We start from the raw sequence: 19,182 nt of genomic DNA on the forward strand, positions 1-19,182 counted from the left end.
GGTTCTGTACCCATGATGATGGCGAGCCTAGCATGTCGTTGTCGGACGGGCCTGATCGGGGCGTGGCCGATACTTCCCAAGCGCACGGCTGGATGGCCGTGCGTCTTTTTTTGTGTGTAGAGCCGTCAGCGCATCGGAACCAGCACCGCCTCGCGCCGGTACAGCGCCGGGAACTGCCTGCCCAGCGCGGCCAGCTTCGGTGCGTCGTAGTAGCGGATGTAGGCCGCCTGCGGGTAGTTGATCATGTAGTTCTGGTGGTAGCTCTCGGCCGGGTAGAAACGTTGGCCGTTCCCGAGCTGGGTGACGATCGGCGCGCGATAGCTGCCGGCCTGGCCGAGCTGGGCGATGTAGGCGCGGCTGGCAGCCTGCTGGCGCGCGTCATCAGAGAAGATCGCCGATCGATACTGGCTGCCGTGGTCCGGCCCCTGGCGGTTGAGCTGGGTCGGGTCGTGCACCACCGAGAAGAACACCTGCATCAGCTGCCCATAGCTGACCTGGCGTGGGTCGTAGTCGATCTTCACCGCCTCGGCATGACCGGTCTGGCCGCTGCTGACCCGCTCATAGCGTGCATCGGCGGCGCTGCCGCCGATGTAGCCGGACACTGCATTGCTCACGCCTTTGACGTGCTGGAATACGCCCTGCACGCCCCAGAAGCAACCGCCGGCGAACACCACGCTGGCGTGGGTGGCGTCATTGCGGAACGCGGCGTCGCCGCTGGGCGCCGGTAGTGCCTTGGCCTGCGCGCCGGCTTCCAGCGGTGCCGCGACTGCACCGTGGTCGACCAGCAGCACGCCAGCGATCAATGCAGTAGCCACCAGGCCGGCGACACCGGCGGCGATACCTTGTTCAAAAGAGAGTTTCATCGTGTGCTCCCGTTTCAACCGAAGGTGAAGGCGTAGGCCTGCACGCCCGTGTCGAGGAATTCGATCTCGAAGCGGTGCGGGCCGACCGTGCCGCGCTGACGAACCAGCTGGTACAAGCGGTGCTCATTGACCACGCCGCTGCCATCGGCACCGACATCGCTGCCGGCATCGGCAGCGGTCAGCGGCTTGCCGTCCAGCCACACGCGGAACCGTACCGGCGTGCCGTCCTGGCTCGGTGCCAGCACCAGGTGCAGGTCCCGCGCGTGGAACTGGAAGGCGATGCGGCCACCGGCCTGCTGCAGCTGCGCGGCCTCGTCGGTGACGGTCCAGCGTCCGGACAGGCCCCACTGGTTCAGTGCCAGGGTGGTTGGCAGCGTGTAGTCGAACGGCCTATCGCTGCGTTGGCCGCCGGGTGAGGCGAACTGCTCGGCACGCGCGTGGCCCAGATAGGTCTCCGGCGAGCGCAGGTTGCTCATGTCGGCCTGCACGGCCACGCCCTGCAGGTCGGCTGCGGCGGGGTCGGCCGGTGGTGGCAGGTTGGTCTGCCCGGCTTCGGTCAGCAGCCGGCGGATCACTTGTTCCGAGCGTGCATAGTTGCCCTCGCCGAACTGGTGGCCGCGGATGTTGCCCTGTGCATCGACGAAGTACTGCGCCGGCCAGTAGCGGTTGTTGAACGCGCGCCAGATCGTGTACTGGTTGTCGAGCGCCACCGGGTACTCGACCTTCAGTTCCTGCACCGCCTTCATCACGTTGCTCGGGTTGCGTTCGAAGGCGAACTCCGGCGTGTGTACGCCGATCACCACCAGCCCATGGTCACGGTAGCGACGTTCCCATTCGTGCACGAACGGCATCGCGCGCAGGCAGTTGATGCAGGAGTAGGTCCAGAAGTCGACCAGCACCACCTTGCCACGCAGCTGCTGCGCGGTCAGCGGCGGACTGTTGAGCCAACCCGTGGCACCGTCCAGTGCGGGCAGGGTGCCTTCCACTGGCAGCGGTGCATCTGCTCCCGCATTGGGGCCAGCCATCATCATCATCGGCGGTGCCGCCGGCTGCGCACCGGGCACGGCGTCCAGCAGGCCCTGCTCGATGCGCGCGGTGCTGACCGTGGACAGGCGGGTCAGCAGGCCAGTGTCCCAGCCCAGGCCGATCGCCACCACGGCCAGCAGTGCGGCCACGCCCAGCACCTTGCGCAGTGCGTCGCCGAGGCCGAGCCGCGCCTGCAGCGCACGGAACACGCGGCCGCCGACCCACACCGCCAACGCCAGCGCAGTGATCGCACCCAATGCATAGGCAAGCAGCAGGGTACTGGTGCCGACGCTGGCACCGTGCAGCGCGGCACCGGTCAGCACCAGGCCAAGAATCGGACCGGCACAGGGCGCCCACAGCAGACCGGTGGCGACGCCGATCAGCAGCGAGGTCCATGCGCCGCCACGTCCTGCGGCGTCCGCGGCATCGGCGCGTGCGCTCAAGCGTGCACCCACACGCTGGAACGGCGCCAGCAGATGGTCGGCCAGTCGTGGCCACAGCAGCGCCACGGCAAACAGCGCCATCAGCAGCAGGGCGATCCAGCGCCCGACCTGGTTGGCCTGCGCCACCCATTGGCTGCCCACAGCGGCCAGGCTGGCGACCACGGTGAAGGTAAGCGCCATGCCCAGCAGCAACGGCAGCGTGCTGCGCAGGAATGGACGGTCGGCGCGTGCGAACACGAACGGCAGCACCGGCAGGATGCAGGGACTGAGCAGGGTCAGCGCGCCCCCGAGGTAGGCAAGCAGCAACAGCAGCATCGTCAGGCTCCGGAAGCAGAGGAAGAACCGACCGGCACCCGCCAGCCATCGGCGGTGCCATCAGTGGCGCCGGGAACGAACACCATCGCCGCACCGTTCATGCAGTAGCGCAGTCCAGTCGGACGCGGGCCGTCGTTGAACACATGGCCGAGGTGACCACCGCAGCGGCGGCAATGCACCTCTACCCGCAGCATGCCGAAGGTGACGTCGCGGTCTTCGCCGATGGCGTTGTGTAGCGGCGCCCAGAAGCTGGGCCAACCGGTGCCGCTCTCGAACTTGGTGGAGGAAGAGAACAGCGGCTGCGCACAGCCGGCGCAGGCGAAGGTGCCTTGCCGATGTTCCTTGTTGAGCGGGCTGCTGTACGGGCGCTCAGTGGCCTGCTGGCGCAGCACCGCGTACTGCGCCGGGGTCAGTCGCTGGCGCCAGTCGGCATCGCTGTGCATCACCTCGAACTGTCGCGACGGGCGCGCTTCGGCGGCGGCCGGAGCAGCGCGGCTGCAGGCCCCCAGGCCAAGCAGGCCGGCGGCGGTGGCAACACCGCCCAGGCCCAGCAGATGGCGGCGGGTGAGGGACATGGCGGACTCCGGGAAGGGGCGACGGGGCCATGCTGCGCCCGCCCGGGTCAACGAATCCTCACGCAGGATTCAATTTTTCGTGAGGTATCGGCGGCCGTCCCGCGCCACAATGCGGGCAGCCTCCCCACTGGCCCCGAGCTGCCGATGTCGACCAAACGCGTGCTGATCGTCGAAGACGATGCCCACATCGCTGACCTGCTGCGCATGCACCTGGCTGACGAAGGCTATGACGTCGCCCATGCTGCCAGCGGAGACGCCGGCCTGCGCCTGCTCGAGCAGGACGGCCCATGGGATGCGCTGGTGCTGGATGTGATGCTGCCAGGCGTGGACGGCCTGCAGGTGTGCCAGCGTGCACGCGCGATGGCGCGCTACGTGCCGATCATCATCATCAGCGCGCGCGGCAGCGAGACCCAGCGCATTGTCGGCCTGGAACTGGGCGCGGACGACTATCTGGCAAAACCCTTCTCGATGCCGGAACTGGTGGCACGGGTGCGCGCCCTGTTGCGCCGCGCCGAGGCGATGGCGCAGAGCGCGCGTATCGATGCTGGCGCGATCGAGCTGGGTGGGCTGCAGCTGGATCCGGTCGCGCGCACCGCCTCGGTGGATGGCAACGCGTTGGAACTGACCCCGCGCGAATTCGACCTGTTGCTGTTCTTCGCACGCCACCCGGACCAGGTGTTCGCGCGCATGGAACTGCTCAACCAGGTCTGGGGTTACCAGCACGATGGTTACGAGCATACGGTCAATACCCACATCAACCGCCTGCGCAGCAAGATCGAGCCGGACCCGGCCAACCCGCGGCGGCTGCTGACGGTGTGGGGCCGCGGCTACAAGCTGGTCGACCCGGCCGGAGCGGCGGCATGATCAAGCCCAATCTGTGGCAGAAGCTGGCAGCGGTGATCGCCGCGCTGATGCTGATGTGCTGCATGGCGCTGCTGGCGCTGCAGATGCGTGCCAATACCCGTCACGAACAGGAGGTGGTGCAGCGGTTGTCGCTGGGCCTGGCCGAACACATCGCCCAGCGCAGCGAACTGATGGACACCAGTGGCATGCGCGATGCGGCGGTACGCGCGCTGTTCGGCCAGCTGATGGCGGTCAATCCCAGCGTCGAGGTGTACCTGCTGGACGATCAGGGCCGCATTCTCGGCCACGATGCACCCAGCGGCCATCTGGTGCGCAACAAGGTGGACGTGGCACCGCTGCGCCGCCTGCTGGCCGGTGCGCCGCTGCCGATCCTCGGCGATGACCCGCGCAGCGCTGATGGCCGCAAGGTGTTCAGCGCCGCACCGTTGATCGTCCAGGGTCGCCAGGCCGGCTACGTGTACGTGGTGCTGGTCGGCGAACACCGGCAGATGCTCGCCGACGACCTCGCGGCCGGCAGCCAGTGGAACACCACCTGGTGGTCGGTGATGCTGGTTGGCAGCCTCGGCCTGCTGGCCGGGTTGGTGGCGTTCTACTGGGTGACCCGTCCGCTGCGGCGGCTTACCCGGCGCATCCAGGCCTTCGACATCGATGCGCCGACACCGTTGCCGCCACCCGAGCCGCTGCGCCCAGGCGAGCGCGACGAACTGGTGATCCTTGAACATGCGCATGCGCAGATGGCGCAGCGGCTGGGTGAACAATGGCAGCAGCTGCGCCAGCAGGACCTGCAGCGCCGCGAGCTGGTCGCCAACATCTCGCACGACCTGCGTACGCCGTTGTCGTCGCTGCATGGCTACCTGGAAACGCTGGCGCTGAAGGACGCCACGCTGTCGCCGGACGAGCGCCGCCGGTACCTCGGTATCGCGCTTGCACAGAGCGCCAAGGTTGGTCGGCTGGCGCGCGCGCTGTTCGAGCTGGCGCGGCTGGAGCACGGCGAAGTGCGCCTGGAGTGGGAAGTGTTCGCGCTGCCGGAACTGCTGCAGGACGTACTGCAGAAGTTCGAGCTGGCCGCGCAGGCGCGCAACCAGCACCTGCACGCGGAATTCCCGCCGGGCCTGCCGCTGGTACGTGCCGACCTGGGCCTGGTCGAGCGGGTGCTGACCAACCTGCTCGACAATGCATTGCGGCACGCACCGGAAGGTGGCCGGATCGAAGTGTGCCTGCGTGCGACCGCGGATAGCATCGAGGTGAGCGTGGCCGATGATGGTCCCGGCGTGGCAGCGGCGCTGCGAGCGCAGTTGTTCCAGGCGCCGGCCGCGCTGGGCGCACGGCGTGGCGAGAACGGTGGGCTTGGCCTGCTGATCGTGCAGCGGATCGTGCAGCTGCATGGCCGCCGCATCGAACTGCGCGACAGTGAGCGTGGCGCGCTGTTCGTGTTTGCCTTGCCGCGTGCGGAACCAGCGGCCTAGCAGGCCGCTTCGCACTCTACGATGCCGCCGGTTTCCAACGGCAGGTGCAGGCGGATACAGGCACCGCCCAGCTCTGAATCGGTTACCTCGACGTGGCCGCCATGCTTGTCGGCCACCACCTGCACCAGTGCCAGGCCGAGACCGAAACCGGGGCTGCCCGGATCCAGCCGCACATACGGCTGCAGCACCTGGCCGCGCAGTTCGGGCGCAATGCCCGGGCCGTCGTCCTCCACCTGCAGGCACAGCCAACCGTCGTTGACCGTGCTGGCGATGCGGATCTGCCGCCGCGCATAACGCAAGGCATTGCCGAGCAGGTTGCGCAACGCGAGTTCCAGCATGTGCCGGTTGACGTTGACCAGGCCGGTAGGTGAGAGCACCTGCTGCACCGGCATCGGCAGCGGTGCGAACTGGGCCACAACGCCGCGCACCAGCGCGGCCAGCTGCAGGCGCTGGCGGGTCAGCTGATGGCAGCGGCCAAGCGCGGCGTACTCGACACCGGCATCGGTAAGGTGCTGCAGCCGGTCAACGTCGGTGCGCAGGCCACCCAGCGCATCGCGCTGGATCTCGTCGAGCGCGGTGTCCTCCAGATCGGCCAGGCCGAAGCGCATCCGTGCCAACGGTGTGCGCACTTCATGCGCCACCGCCTGTGCCAGCACGCGCTGGCTCTCCAGCAGTTGCTGCAGCTGCTCGGCCATGTGGTTGAAGGCATTGGCCAGCGGCCGCACCAGCGCGGTGCCGGCACGCGGCGCACGCGTGTCCAGCTGGCCGTCGCGCATCTGCCGCGCGGCCTGCGCCAGCTGCGACACATCGCGCCACAGGCGGTAGACCATTACGTACATCGGCAGGGCTACGGCCACCATCAGGATCAGAAGCAGGATCGCCACGCCGGACACTTCGCTGTCCTGCCATCCCTCATCGGGTAGCGCTTCGTCCAACGGTCCCAGCATCACCGCATAGTCGCTGTCGCCGATCCGCTGCAGGCTGCGCATGTGTTCCAGGTCGATCTGCACGCGGCCGTTGTTGAAGGCAGGACGCTGGCTGGCTGGCAGTTCCTTCACTGCCTCGGCCAGTGGCAGCATGCGCAGCGCATAGGCGAAATCAGCGTCGAGTTCACGCGCCAGTGCGGGCCACTGGTCGCGCGGTGTCTCGGCGAAACGGTGCTGCAGCAACGAGTGGGTACCGCGCATCTCGGCCTGCAGGCCGGCCTCGGTGCGGTCTTCCAGCAGGGCGTCCCAGGCCCACAGGCCGAGCACGATCAGCAGCAGGTGGGCGACCAGGAAGCCGATGCCATAGCGCAGGAAGTGGAAGGCGTGGCCGCGCATCGCCGAGGGCGTGCGCTTCATCCCCATGCCGAGCGGCTGAACAGGTAGCCGCGGCCGCGGACGGTCTTGATCCGTTCCGGCTGTTCCGGGTTGTCGCCCAGTTTGCGGCGCAGGCGCGAAATGCGCGCATCGATCGAACGGTCCAGGCCGTCAAAGGCGATGCCACGCAGGCCGCGCAGCAGCGCATCGCGGTCGAGGATCTGCCCGGCGTTGCTGGCCAGCAGGAACAGCAGGTCGAACTCGGCGGTGGTCAGCTCCAGCAGGCTGCCCTGCAGGTGCACGTTACGGGTGGACGGGTCGATGTTCAGCTCGCCGAAGCGCAGGCTGCCGTCACGCGGCTCGACCCGGCGGTGGCGGCGCAGATGGGCACGCAGGCGCGCCAGCAGCACCCGGGGTTCAATCGGTTTGCCGATGTAGTCATCGGCGCCCAGTTCCAGCCCGAGCACCTGGTCGATGTTGTCGGTACGCGCGGTCAGCACGCAGATGATGCCGTCATAGTGGGGCCTGATCTGCCGACACACTTCGAAACCATCCTGGTCGGGCAGGCCGACATCCAGCAGGACCAGGGCGGGCTTTTCGGCCAGGATCCGGGCCACCGCGCGTTCGCCACTGCGCTCGTGGGCGACCTGATAGCCATGCCGCTGCAGATAGTCGCTGACCATCGTACCGAGGCGGGCATCGTCTTCGACCAGTACGATATCCAGCATTTTCAAGGCCTCCGTGGGGCGTACGTACCGCCACGGCACGAGCGCGGCGATGCTATCCCAGCCATCGGGCCGCCCGGGTCCTGGGGGCGGGCGCCATTCAGCCGGGGTTGCTGGCGCGCGGGCCGGGCCTCAGGCCTGGCAACAACTTGGCGTCCAGCATAGCTTGTTGCCGTTACAAAACGTTACCTTTGTGATACGTCCGGTGACCATCGCTGACAGCAAAGCGACTGACGCGGGGCAGGGGCCGGGCCGAGCATGGAGTCTCCTCCGTTCCGCGTGCCGTCCTCATGTCGCCCGCTGCCTTCTCCCTGCCGAACCTGTCCCGCCGCCGCCATTGCGGGGGTATCCGATGAGCGGCGTGGTCGGCGCCTGGCTGCCGCCGGCCGAGGACGAGCACCTGCTGCAGCAGCTGGCGCCGATGCTTCGCGCCCTGCAGCAACGTGGCCGTGGCCGCATTGGTTACTGGACCGATGCCGAGGCTGGCCTGGCGCTGGGCCACTGCCGGGCGCCGACCGACACCCCGCTGCAGCCGCTGAGTTCGGACTGTGGCCGTTACGTGCTGTGCCTGGACGGTCGCCTGTACAACCGGGCTGACCTGCAGTCGCAGCTGCGCGATCTGCCGCGCAGCTGCAGCGATGCACGGCTGCTGCTGCAGGCAATTGTCGAGTGGGGCGTGGAGCGGGCGCTGTCGCGTATCGAGGGCGCGTTCGGTTTCAGTGTGTGGGACCGCGAGTCGCGCGTGCTGTGGCTGGCACGTGACCCGGTAGGCGAGCGGCCGCTGTACTACGGTTGGTACCAGGGCCAGTTCCTGTTCGCCTCCGAACTGAAGGCGCTGCAGGCGTTCGCCGGTTTCGCGCCGAGCATCGACCAGGATGCGCTGAGCCTGCTGCTGCGCCACGACTATGTCCCGGCGCCGCACACCATCTACCGCGGCATCCATAAGCTGGTGGCCGGCGCGATGCTGCGTATCGATCTGAACGACCACGCCGCCGGTGGATCCAGCCAGGCCGCGCAGGGTGGTTCGCGCTACTGGTGCGCACGCGATGCGATGCACAGCGCCCTGCAGGAACCCTTGTACCCCGCACCCAGCCTGGAACAGGCCACCGACCAGCTCGAAGCAGTACTGCAGAAGGCCATTGCTTCACGCATGCATTCGCCGCTGGCCTGCGGCGCGTTCCTGTCCGGCGGCACCGACTCCTCACTGGTGACGGCAATGATGCAGGCGCAGTCGACGCTGCCGATCGAGGCATGGACGGTGGGCTTCGACGATCCGGGCCACGATGAGAGCGACTGGGCCTCGCAGGTCGCGCGTCACCTGGGCGTGCAGCATCACCTGCACCGGATGGACGCGCGGCAGGGTTTGGACCTGCTGCAGCGGCTGCCTCAGGTCTGGTGTGAGCCATTTGCCGACGCCTCGCAGCTGCCGACCCTGTTGGCCAGCGAGCTGCTGGGCGCGCGCAAGCCGGTGGCGCTGACCGGCGACGGTGGCGATGAGCTGTTCTTCGGCCATCCCAGCTATGGCCGCGCACTGCGTAACGCACGCCTTTGCGGTGGCCTGCCGGACTGGGTGCGTGACCTGGCGCGGCGCAGCGGCAACCGCATGAACGTCGAACGTGGGCGCCTCGGTGGCTGGCGCGCGCTGGTGGCCGAGGTTGCCGCCAATGACGTGGAAGGTCATTACCTGCAGCGCGTCACCCGCTGGCGGCAGCCGGCACAGGTGGTGCTGGGCGCGCGCGAACCAATGACGATCTTCCAGCAGCAGGACACCGCGCTGCCGGCTGAAGCGCGCATCCAGCTGCTGGATTTCCGCATGGACCTGGCCGAGGGCATCCTCGCCAAGGTCGACCGTGCCGGCATGGCGGCCGGCGTGGAGACACGTGCGCCGCTGCTGGACATGGAGGTGGTGCGCCTGGCCTGGCGACTGCCGCAGCATTTGAAATACCACGACGGTGAGCACAAGCGGATCCTCAAACACCTGCTGGCGCGTTACCTGCCGGAACCGCTGGTGTACCGCCCCAAGCGCGGCTTCGGCCCTCCGATGGCACGCTGGCTGGCCGGTCCGTTGCGCGACTGGGCCGAGGCGCTGCTGGACCCGCAGCTGCTGCGCAACCAGGGCTGCTTCGATGCAGTACGCGTGCGCGGCATCTGGGAGGCCTTCCTGCGGGGTGAGCGCAAGTGGCACACGCACCTGTGGAACGTGCTGATGTTCCAGGCGTGGCACCAGCACTGGCACGGTGGCCGCGGGCGCTGAGGCGTTGCTGTCTTGCGTGTGGCGGATTCATTCTGCATGGCGCAGGGCGGATGCCCTTGCGTACGAATGTCCTCCGGCGCCGGCCGTTGGCCGTCACCTCCCCCTTTACTTCGTACGCAAGGGCCTCCGCCCTGCGTTCGGAGTTCGTCGGCGCCCCGTTGAAAGGCTGCCACGAACACTGCGCTTTACCTGCCGCAAGCCGAGCCTCGTCGGGGTAGGCAGGGGTCTGGGCAAAGTAAAGGAGGAGGTGACGGCCAACGGCCGGCGCCGGGGGACATTTGCCCAGACCCCTGCCTGCCCCGGCGGGGCCCTTCAGTTCGCAAAGATGCCAGACGAAGAAGCGCTCTTCCATCCAGACAACAGGCAAAAAAAGACCCGGCAGAGGGAGGGATCTGCCGGGTCCGGATTGCATGGGGGGAGGGACCCATGCAATGAGCGTTGCGTCGCGTCAGTGGCTGTTGCCGTTCGCGTCCGCCGTTGATTGGTTGTAGCCCTGCACCAGTTCGGACCAGGCCTTGCCGGCCTGGAGGCCGAGGCCGACCACGTCCTGCTGGGCCTGGCCCAGCCGCTGCAGGTTGTCCTGCCACAGCTGTGCGCCCTTGTTGAGCACCCCGGCCGCGTCGTCACTGCGGGCCAGCTCGCCGAGCCAGCCGCCGGTCGCGGTCAGGTTGCGTTCCATTGCCTTCAGCTGCACCCCGAACATGCTTTCCGCGTTCTCCAACGCCAACCGGTTCGCGCGCGTTGCCGCGGCGGCGAGCTGGCGGGTTGCATCACTGAAGCGATCGCTGAAGGCGGAGGCCATGGGGGCATCAGGGAGTGGCTTGATGCAATGCAGCATACGCCGTTGATGCGGCAATGCAACAAAAATAACAAAGGCGCCCAAGGCGCCTTTGAAACACCTTTCAGATCAATGGGTTGATCAGGTCGTCGGGCCGCGGTAGCGGCAGCCGGAGGTGCAGGTTTCGTGCACGGTGATCTCGCTCAGCGCCGGCAGGCTGGGCTTGAGTTCGTTCCAGATCCACACCGCCAGGTTCTCGCTGGTCGGGTTCTCAAGGCCGGGGATGTCATTGAGGTAGTGATGGTCCAGGCGGTCGTAGATCGGCTGGAAGGCCGCCTTCACGTCGCCGAAATCCATGATCCAGCCCGTCTGCGCGCCGGGCTCGCCCTCGACCTTCAGTTCCACCCGGAACGAGTGGCCATGCAGGCGCGCGCACTTGTGCCCCGGCGGCACGTTGGGGAGGCGGTGCGCCGCCTCGAGCATGAAGACTTTGAAGATTTCCATGGCGCGATTGTACGCCGCACGCGGGCAGCGAGCCTGAGCGGATGTTGGGTCCTGGTGAAGAAATTCTTTCCATCCGGATGAAGAGATGATAGTTTCTCTTATATCCGTATGAAGAGATGTTATTGGCCGCCCCCCGGCCACGCATGGATTACTGCGGAACTTCGTCGCCCTTACCACCTCCCCCACATCGTCATGCCCAAGCACACCCTGCTCGTGGCGGCCCTGGCCGTCGCTCTGGCCGCGCCTTTGTCCGCCGCCGCCGAAACCTCCGCCGACGCCAGTGGCGAAGCCAGCACCCTGGCTGCCGTCCGCGTCACCGGTTCCAACATCAAACGTGCCGATACCGAGGCCTCAAACCCGGTGCAGGTGATTGGTCGCCAGCAGCTGGAACAGACCGGCAAGGCCACCGTGGCCGATGTGCTGCGTTCGATCTCGGCCAACACCGGCAACGCCAGCAATGAGACCACCAACAACGGCTGGGCCTCCGGCTCGGCCGGCATCGGCCTGCGCGGCCTGTCGCAGAAGAACACGCTGGTGCTGCTCAACGGCCGCCGCCTGGCCAACTATGGCTTCCCCGCTGGCGGCCTGTCCGACACCTTCGTCGATCTCAACGCGCTGCCGCTGGTCGCAGTCGAGCGCATCGAAGTGCTCAAGGACGGTGCCTCGGCGGTGTACGGCTCCGACGCCGTGGCCGGCGTGGTCAACATCATCACCCGGCAGAACTTCGAAGGCGCCGAGATCGGTGGCAGCTTCGGCGGCGCCGACCAGGGCGGCCTGCACGAGCAGAACCTGAAGTTCGTTGGTGGCCTGGGCGACATCGACAAGGACGGCTACAACATCCTCTTCAGCCTGCAGGGCTACAACCGCGAGCGACTGGACCAGGACGAGCGCAACCTGACCAGGAGCGGCATCTACACCGACAAGCCCGGCGGCCGCTGGAACGGCTGGTCGGCCAAGGGCGCACGCTATCTGGTCAATGGCACCTCCGTGCCGATGCTCGATGCCAACGGCAACTGCCCCACCGGCACCACCCGCGTTGCCAGCGCGCCGATCGACGGCCTGGCCGGTGATACCTGCGGTTTCAACCAGGCCCTGTTCACCACGCTGATCCCTTCGACCAAGCGCTACCAGGCCTATGCCAACGGTACCTTCCGCCTGAACGACAACGTCGAAGCCTTCGGCGAAGTGCTGTACAGCCAGATCAAGAGCACTGCGTGGTTCGGCAGCAGCCCGTTCTTCACGCTGGAGAGTGGCCGCTTCGCACTGAACGCGGACAGTGGCCTGGCCGAGCCGGTGTCGTCGCTGCTGCCGGCCAACAATCCGTACAACCCGTACGGCCGTGCGATCCCGATCGAATACACCTTCTTCGACCTCGGCGGCACCCTCAAGACCAACCGCTCCACCGCCTACCGCGGCGTGTTCGGCCTGCGTGGCACCACCGCGAAGTGGGACTGGGAAGTGGCGGCGTTCGGCGCGCGCAGCAGCGAGCGCGAAACCGTCTCCGGCGGCTTCGCCAACCGCTGGGCGCTGGCCGATGCGCTGGCCACCGGCAGTTACAACCTGCTGAATCCGGCCGCCACGCCGCAGTCGGTGCGTGACTCGATCAACATCGCCACGCTGCGTCCGGCCGAGTCCAAGTTGCAGGGCATCGACGCGAAGATCTCCGGCAGCCTCGGCCATACCTGGGCCGGCGAGATCGGTTTCGCTGCCGGTGTCGAGTGGCGCCGCGAGAAGCTCGACTCCAACAACCCGTGGCAGATCGATGCCGGCCTGCAGGTGCGCCCGGCCATTGCCGAAGTGCACGGCAAACGCCAGGTCAGTGCGGCCTACGCCGAAGTGAACGTGCCGCTGGCCTCGACGCTGGAGCTGTCCGCCGCCGCGCGCGCCGATCACTACGATGATTTCGGCGATGCGTTCTCGCCGAAGATCGGGCTGCGTTGGCAGCCGTTGGACTTCCTGCTGGTGCGTGCCTCGGCGTCGAAGGGCTTCCGTGCGCCATCGCTGTCGGAGAACTCCAACAGCACCAGCATCGCCTACGGCAGCGTGGTCGATCCGCGTGATCCGGACGTGCCTGGCTCGCGGCAGAACCCGACCTTCTTCACCGTTGGCAACAACGAATTGAAGCCGGAGCGGACCAAGAGCCTGAACTTCGGCGTGGTGCTGTCGCCGTGGGCCAATACCAACCTGAGCGTGGACTACTACCGCATCCAGCTGGACAACCTGGTCGGTACCAACAACACCCAGACCCTGGTCAACGACAATGTCGCCGGTGCGGTGCAGCGCGACGAGCGCGGCAAGCTGCAGGCGGTCTACAACCGCTACCAGAACCTTAGCGAGTTGAAGACTTCGGGCATCGATGTCGAACTGCGCCAGCGGATCCCGACCGCTGCGTTCGGTGACTTCACCGTGTCTTCGGCCTATACCCATGTGCGCGATTACCGTCGCCCGACCGTGGTCGGTGGCCCGCTGGTGGACTATGCGGGCAGCAACCTGGGCGCGACCCTGCCCAAGGACAAGGCGACCACCACGTTGGACTGGAAGTACGGCGACTTCAACGCGGCGGTGACCTGGTACTACACCAGCAGCTATCGCCAGGAAGCCAGCACCGCCGCCAAGGCCGTGCAGCAGCAGGTCGGCAGCTACAGCCAGTACGACCTGTACCTGGCCTACACCGGCATCGACAAGCTGACCGTGTACGCCAAGGTGCAGAACCTGGCCGACAAGACGCCGCCGTACGACGCCTCGTTCCCGGGCATCCGCGCGCCGTACGACTTCAGTCAGTACGACCTGCGTGGCCGCTACTTCACGCTGGGCTTCGACTATCGCTTCTGATCCATCTGCCGCGGCCGGTCACCTGAAGGGACCGGCCGCGCGATCGTCTGCCGTTGTGTTCCAGGGGAGTCACCGTGTCCTTGCATCGCCATGCCGTTCTTCCGTTGCTGCTTGCCGCCGCCACCGCACTGTCCTCGCCGCAGCCGGCGCAGGCGCAGAGCGCCTACTTCTTCCCGCAGGTCAGCGACGCAGCGGCGTTCGATGCATCGGTGCCCACGCCCGAGCAGTTTCTCGGCTACCCGATCGGCAGCCGTTACACCCGGCACGACCAGCTGGTGGCGTACTTCCAGGAACTGGCGAAACGCTCGGACAAGATCAGAGTGCGCGAGATCGGCCGCAGCTATGAAGGTCGCCCGCTGCTGATCGCCACCGTCACCGCTGCAGGCAATCATGCGCGGCTGGAACAGATCCGCCAGCAGCACGCGACCCTGGCCGATCCGGCGCAGCCGCGCAGTGAGGCCGGTGACAGCCCGGTGGTGGTGTGGCTGGGCTACAGCGTGCATGGCAACGAGACCTCCAGTGCCGAGGCGGCGATGTTGACCGCCTACTACCTGGTGGCCAGTCGTAGTGCCGAAACCCAGCAGTGGCTGCAGCAGGCGGTGGTGCTGTTCGACCCGGCGCAGAACCCGGATGGCCGTGATCGTGCGGCCAACTGGCACAACGCGTGGGCCTCCGATCCAGCCTCGGCCGACCCGGCCGACAAGGAGCACGTCGAGCCGTTCCCGCAGGGCCGCACCAACCACTACTTCACCGATCTCAACCGAGACTGGCTTGCCCTGACCCAGCAGGATTCGCGGCCGAAGGTGGAGGTGTTCCACCAGTGGTACCCGAACGTGCAGATCGACTTCCACGAGATGGGCAAGGACAGTACCTACTACTTCGAGCCCTCGCCGAAGAGCATGCACAGCCCGCTGATTCCGCCGGCTTCGTACGAGTTCAACAAGACCCTGGCCAAGTACCACGCGCAGGCGTTGGATGCGTTGGGGTCGCTGTACTACACCGGCGAGAATTTCGACAACTTCTCGCCGGTCTACGGCTCAACCTATCCGGACTTCCATGGTGCAGTGGGCGTCACCGTTGAACAGGCCAGTTCGCGCGGCCGCGTGCAGGAATCAGTGAACGGCCTGTTGACCTTCCCGTTCACCATCCGCAATCAGGTCGCTACCGGTCTGGGTACAGTGCGCGGCGCGGTGAGCGAGCGCAGCGGGCTGTTCGACCTGCAGAAGCAGTTCTTCCAGAGCGCGCTGAAGCAGGCCGCGCAGCAGCCGGTGAAGAGCTTCGTGTTCGGTGATGCGCATGACCCTGCATTGACCCGGCGCCTGCTGGAACTGTTGCTGCTGCATCGCATCGAGGTGCGCGCGCTGGATCGTGCAGTCAGTGTCGATGGGCAACACTTCGAAGCGGGCAGCGCCTACGTGGTGCCGGTACAGCAGGCGCAGTTCCGCCTGGTGCATTCGATTTTTGCCGAGACACCGCCGATCAAGGGCGATGTGTTCTACGGCAGCACCAGCTATGCGATCGCACCGGCGTATGGCGTGGCCTTCGCCGGCAGCCGCAGTCGTATCGAAGGCGGCGCGCGCGTAAGTGCGGTGCCGGCGGAGCAGGGCGCGGTGCTGGGTGGCCAGGCCGGGTTCGCCTATGCCATCGACTGGCGTGACTACAATGCCGGGCGCGCGCTGGCCGCGCTGCAGGCCAAGGGATTGAGCGCGCGTGCGGCGTTCCAGTCGTTCACCACAGCGACCGCACAGGGCGAGGTCAACTTCGCTGCTGGCAGCCTGGTGATTCCGGTCGCCGGTCAACCGTTGCAGGATGCGGCGTTGCTTGAGGCGGTGACCGCCGCCGCACGCGACGCCGGTGTGCAGGTGCACTCGCTGGCGAGCGGCCGCAGCCGCGAGGGCATCGACCTCGGCAGTGACGGTGTCAAGGCGCTGCGCAAGCCCGCCGTCGCGCTGGTGATGGGCGAGGGTGTGGCCGCCACCGAAATCGGTTCGGCCTGGTTCCTGCTCGATCAGCAGCTGCACCTGCCGGCCAGCAAGCTGGACCCGCAACAGCTGGGCAAAGTGCCGCTGGACCGCTACACCACCATCGTGCTGTCGGGCGGCACTTACACCGGCGTCGATGCCACGGCAGTGGCCGCCCTGAAGCGCTGGGTGCAGGCCGGTGGTTCGCTGGTGACCTACGGTAGTGCCTCGAAGTGGGCGATCGAACAGAAGCTGGCCGACGGCGAGAAGCTCGGCAAGGAAGAAGACGCTGCTGACGAAAGCCGCCGCGCGTTCGGCGACCAGCGTGACATTGCTGCGATCGAGCGCGTCAGCGGCAACATCCTCAGCGCTGATGTGGACACCAGCCATCCGCTGGCCTTCGGCGTGCCGCGCCGGCAGCTGGCGATCAACAAGGAGAACACGGTGACGTTGCAGCCGAGCGCGAACCCGTTCTCCACGGTGGTGCGCATCGATGACACGCCGCGGGTGAACGGCTATCTGTCCGAGCGCAACCGCAGCCGCGTGGCCGGCAGCGCGTGGCTGCTGGTCTCGGCGCAGGGGCAGGGCAACGTGGTGTTGTTTGCGGATGATCCGGCGCACCGCAAGTACTGGCACGGGACCGAGCGGCTGTTGATCAACGCGATCTTCTTCGGGAATCTGGTGAATCCGAGTAAAGCGCGGGGTTGAGGCGTTTGGCGCCTTGTTGGCGCCTTGATTGATGCGTGTATGGGGAGGCCGGGCGGGCTGCGCAGGACACGCCGTAAACCCGTCCTTGGGGGCTCGATGGCGCCATCCATGGCGCCAACGGTCCTGCGCACCCCGCCCGGCCTCCCCTCGACAGTTTCCTGCGGGCGCGGACGCATCAAACCGCAAGGCGGGAGCAAGGGAAAAAGCAAAGCCAGGAATTGCGACTTCGGCTTTTGCCTTTGAATTTGAATTTGAATTTGAATTTGAATTTGATCTTTCTTCCCACGGCTACCCGGAGGGAGAAGAAGGCGCAGGTAATGCTTGAAGCGGATGGGCGTGGGGCCAGCGCAAAACCGTGAGGCGCATGGATGCGCCGACCGAGCCCCCATGGATGGGTTTACGGCGTGTTTTGCGCTGGCCCCACGCCCATCCGCCCTCAGCGCAATACACCGCCGGCTCTACTCACGGTAGCTGGCAACAAAAAAGGGACGGCGCGTCAGCGCCGTCCCTCGATAGCCCCCCGCGCAGCGGGAAGCGCCATCCATGTCAGCTGGGATCAGCCGGCGCGACCGCCGCCGCCGCCCTGGCCGCGGCCACGGCCGCCACCATTGCCACCACCGCCACGACGCTGGCCCTGACCGGCGCCTGCACCGGCACGCTGCTGGCCATTGCCACCGCCCTCACGACGACCACCGCCAGCCTTCTTCGGGCCGGCATGCGCGTGACGCGGTGCATCGCCGTGCGGACGGCGCGCGTGGTTCTTGCGCGGTGCGCGCTCACCGGTTTCGTGCTCGGCCTTGCCCGGTGCACTGTTGCCCCAGCGGATCGGCACCTGCAGCTCGAAGCCCGGCACATCGCGGATATCCATGTCGCGGCCGAGCAGGCGGGTGATCGCACGCAGCAGCTTCACTTCATCCTGCGCGACCAGCGAGATTGCCTGGCCGGTGGCGCCGTTGCGGCCGGTACGGCCGATGCGATGCACGTAGTCTTCGGCCACCATCGGCAGATCGAAGTTGATCACCTTCGGCAGCTCGTTGATGTCGATACCGCGCGCAGCGATATCGGTAGCCACCAGCACGGTCACCCGGCCGGCCTTGAAATCGCCCAGTGCACGCAGGCGCTGGCCCTGGCTCTTGTTGCCGTGGATCGCCGCGGTCTTGATGCCGGACTTTTCCAGGAACGCGGCCAGCTTGTCGCTGCCGTGCTTGGTGCGGGCAAACACCAGGGTCTGCTCGCGGCTGTCCTGCGCCAGCAGGTGCAGCAGCAGGTCGCGCTTGCGGCCGCCATCGACCGGGTGCACGCGATGGGTGATGGTTTCAGCGACGGTGTTCTTCGGCGTGACCTGGATCTGCTCCGGGTTGCGCATGAATTCCAGCGCCAGCTGGCGGATGTTGTCCTCGAAGGTGGCCGAGAACAGCAGGGTCTGGCGGTTCTGCTTGGGCAGCTTGGCCAGGATGCGCTTGATCGAGGGCAGGAAGCCCATGTCCAGCATGCGGTCGGCTTCGTCCAGTACCAGCAGTTCAATGCCGGACAGGTCGATGCTGCGACGCTCCAGGTGGTCGATCAGGCGGCCCGGGCACGCCACCAGCAGGTCCACGCCACGGCGCAGGATGTCCAGCTGGTTGCCCATGCCGACGCCGCCGTAGATGCAGGCGCTGGGAATGCGCAGGTACTTGCTGTAACCGCGCAGGCTGTCATGCACCTGGGTGGCCAGCTCGCGGGTCGGGGCCAGGATCAGGGCACGCGGCTTGCGCGGGCCGGTGCGCACTTCCTGCGAGGCGGTGCCCAGGTGCTGCAGCAGCGGCAGGCCGAAGGCGGCGGTCTTGCCGGTACCGGTCTGCGCGCCGGCCAGCAGGTCGCGGCCGGCCAGCACCAGCGGGATCGCCTGCTGCTGGATCGGGGTCGGGGTTTCGTAGCCCTGCTCGGCGAGCGCACGCAGCAGGAAGGGCGCAAGGCCCAGGGATTCAAAAGACATTGAGATTGCTCCAAGTACAAGAAACGCCTGTCCGAACGGACAGACGGGGGCAGATCAAACTGATCGGCTGACTCGGAGCGTTCCCGTGAACCGCGCTGCGAGAATTGGGTGCAGCCGGCACGGAGCGCAGGCTGGAATGCGTGACGAACGGCGTCGGAGTGGGGGCGGGCGAAGTGGGCGGACCCAGGTCGCCGGCGATCCCGGAGGGAAACGGACGGCCGCTGCAGACCCGCATAGTCTAACCGATGGTTGAGACCCCGCGCAAAATGGCCCGTTCAGGTAGTGGTTCTGTCTGCAGGGCTGCGCCCTGCACCCGCAGAGGCCGGAGCCAAGGCCAGAGCAACGTCAAAAGCCGGGTTCCTGTGGGTAGGCGGGGTGGGTCCGGTTGAGGGGGACGCCGTAAACCCATCCATGGGGGCTTGGTCGCGGCATCCATGCCGCTCACACCCCCTCAACCGGACCCACCCCACCTTCGACAGTTTTCCGCGATCTGTCGAATCTCACTCGATCAATATCGATATCTGACGGATTTCGACGACGAACGATGTGGATGTTCGATCCGTCATCGGGAAATTGGCGGGGGTGGGACCTG

The 19,182-nt window shown here is 66.9% G+C and carries 13 protein-coding genes; 5 read left to right on the forward strand and 8 right to left on the reverse strand.

From position 1 onward, the window contains the following. Positions 1-125: 125 nt before the first annotated feature. The 3 genes from msrA to msrB are packed head-to-tail and all read right to left on the reverse strand — an operon-like array spanning position 126 to position 3,222. Positions 126-863, reverse strand: a complete 738-nt coding sequence (msrA, locus tag DI041_RS09755; protein ID WP_136639261.1) for a peptide-methionine (S)-S-oxide reductase MsrA — start codon at positions 861-863, stop codon at positions 126-128. A 14-nt stretch (positions 864-877) separates the two neighbouring features. Then, positions 878-2,647 (reverse strand): cytochrome c biogenesis protein DipZ, encoded by a 1,770-nt coding sequence (locus DI041_RS09760; protein WP_136639262.1) that lies wholly within the window; start codon positions 2,645-2,647, stop codon positions 878-880. A gap of 2 nt (positions 2,648-2,649) precedes the next feature. Then, positions 2,650-3,222, reverse strand: a complete 573-nt coding sequence (gene msrB, locus DI041_RS09765) for a peptide-methionine (R)-S-oxide reductase MsrB (RefSeq protein WP_136639263.1) — start codon at positions 3,220-3,222, stop codon at positions 2,650-2,652. A gap of 144 nt (positions 3,223-3,366) precedes the next feature. On the opposite strand from msrB, the gene DI041_RS09770 reads away from it, so the two are divergent. Both DI041_RS09770 and DI041_RS09775 read left to right on the forward strand, forming a co-directional pair. After that, positions 3,367-4,086 (forward strand): response regulator transcription factor, encoded by a 720-nt coding sequence (locus DI041_RS09770; RefSeq protein WP_046983055.1) that lies wholly within the window; start codon positions 3,367-3,369, stop codon positions 4,084-4,086. Further along, entirely contained in the window at positions 4,083-5,552 is a 1,470-nt protein-coding gene (locus DI041_RS09775; RefSeq protein ID WP_136639264.1) for a sensor histidine kinase, read from the forward strand. Before DI041_RS09770 ends, DI041_RS09775 begins: the two co-directional genes overlap by 4 nt. Here DI041_RS09775 and DI041_RS09780 read toward each other — a convergent pair. Together DI041_RS09780 and DI041_RS09785 are read right to left on the reverse strand one after the other, a co-directional pair. Then, complete coding sequence (locus DI041_RS09780) at positions 5,549-6,895, reverse strand: ATP-binding protein (RefSeq protein ID WP_046983053.1); 1,347 nt, start codon at positions 6,893-6,895, stop codon at positions 5,549-5,551. The two genes, DI041_RS09775 and DI041_RS09780, sit on opposite strands and share 4 nt — an antisense overlap. After that, positions 6,892-7,581, reverse strand: coding sequence for a winged helix-turn-helix domain-containing protein (locus tag DI041_RS09785; protein ID WP_004141029.1), 690 nt, complete (start codon positions 7,579-7,581; stop codon positions 6,892-6,894). The genes DI041_RS09780 and DI041_RS09785 overlap by 4 nt, the downstream gene beginning before the upstream one ends. 349 nt (positions 7,582-7,930) lie before the next feature. Between DI041_RS09785 and asnB the strand changes: the two genes are divergently transcribed. After that, positions 7,931-9,832: an asparagine synthase (glutamine-hydrolyzing) gene (gene asnB / locus DI041_RS09790; RefSeq protein ID WP_136639265.1), complete on the forward strand. Its 1,902-nt coding sequence runs from the start codon at positions 7,931-7,933 to the stop codon at positions 9,830-9,832. Between the two features lie 448 nt (positions 9,833-10,280). Here the strand turns inward: asnB and DI041_RS09795 are convergent, their stop codons facing one another. Continuing rightward, positions 10,281-10,634, reverse strand: a complete 354-nt coding sequence (locus DI041_RS09795; RefSeq protein ID WP_046984142.1) for a phasin family protein — start codon at positions 10,632-10,634, stop codon at positions 10,281-10,283. Between the two features lie 117 nt (positions 10,635-10,751). After that, on the reverse strand, positions 10,752-11,114 hold the full coding sequence (gene queD / locus DI041_RS09800) for a 6-carboxytetrahydropterin synthase QueD (protein WP_046984141.1): 363 nt from the start codon (positions 11,112-11,114) through the stop codon (positions 10,752-10,754). Positions 11,115-11,306: 192 nt separating this feature from the next. On the opposite strand from queD, the gene DI041_RS09805 reads away from it, so the two are divergent. Together DI041_RS09805 and DI041_RS09810 are read left to right on the forward strand one after the other, a co-directional pair. Then, a complete protein-coding gene (locus DI041_RS09805) occupies positions 11,307-13,946 on the forward strand; it encodes a TonB-dependent receptor (protein ID WP_136639266.1) in 2,640 nt (879 codons plus the stop codon). A 74-nt stretch (positions 13,947-14,020) separates the two neighbouring features. Beyond that, positions 14,021-16,615: a M14 family zinc carboxypeptidase gene (locus tag DI041_RS09810; RefSeq protein WP_136639267.1), complete on the forward strand. Its 2,595-nt coding sequence runs from the start codon at positions 14,021-14,023 to the stop codon at positions 16,613-16,615. Positions 16,616-17,171: 556 nt separating this feature from the next. Here DI041_RS09810 and DI041_RS09815 read toward each other — a convergent pair. Continuing rightward, positions 17,172-18,590 (reverse strand): DEAD/DEAH box helicase, encoded by a 1,419-nt coding sequence (locus tag DI041_RS09815; protein WP_136639268.1) that lies wholly within the window; start codon positions 18,588-18,590, stop codon positions 17,172-17,174. Between the last annotated feature and the right edge of the window lie 592 nt (positions 18,591-19,182).

The organism is Stenotrophomonas maltophilia (assembly GCF_004920835.1).
Lineage (GTDB): Bacteria > Pseudomonadota > Gammaproteobacteria > Xanthomonadales > Xanthomonadaceae > Stenotrophomonas > Stenotrophomonas maltophilia_AQ.

Bases quoted from the DNA above. Each gene is read 5' to 3' on its own strand.
- msrA (WP_136639261.1), bottom strand. From the start codon at position 863: ATGAAACTCTCTTTTGAACAAGGTATCGCCGCCGGTGTCGCCGGCCTG.
- DI041_RS09760 (WP_136639262.1), bottom strand. From the start codon at position 2,647: ATGCTGCTGTTGCTGCTTGCCTACCTCGGGGGCGCGCTGACCCTGCTC.
- msrB (WP_136639263.1), bottom strand. From the start codon at position 3,222: ATGTCCCTCACCCGCCGCCATCTGCTGGGCCTGGGCGGTGTTGCCACC.
- DI041_RS09770 (WP_046983055.1), top strand. From the start codon at position 3,367: ATGTCGACCAAACGCGTGCTGATCGTCGAAGACGATGCCCACATCGCT.
- DI041_RS09775 (WP_136639264.1), top strand. From the start codon at position 4,083: ATGATCAAGCCCAATCTGTGGCAGAAGCTGGCAGCGGTGATCGCCGCG.
- DI041_RS09780 (WP_046983053.1), bottom strand. From the start codon at position 6,895: ATGAAGCGCACGCCCTCGGCGATGCGCGGCCACGCCTTCCACTTCCTG.
- DI041_RS09785 (WP_004141029.1), bottom strand. From the start codon at position 7,581: ATGCTGGATATCGTACTGGTCGAAGACGATGCCCGCCTCGGTACGATG.
- asnB (WP_136639265.1), top strand. From the start codon at position 7,931: ATGAGCGGCGTGGTCGGCGCCTGGCTGCCGCCGGCCGAGGACGAGCAC.
- DI041_RS09795 (WP_046984142.1), bottom strand. From the start codon at position 10,634: ATGGCCTCCGCCTTCAGCGATCGCTTCAGTGATGCAACCCGCCAGCTC.
- queD (WP_046984141.1), bottom strand. From the start codon at position 11,114: ATGGAAATCTTCAAAGTCTTCATGCTCGAGGCGGCGCACCGCCTCCCC.
- DI041_RS09805 (WP_136639266.1), top strand. From the start codon at position 11,307: ATGCCCAAGCACACCCTGCTCGTGGCGGCCCTGGCCGTCGCTCTGGCC.
- DI041_RS09815 (WP_136639268.1), bottom strand. From the start codon at position 18,590: ATGTCTTTTGAATCCCTGGGCCTTGCGCCCTTCCTGCTGCGTGCGCTC.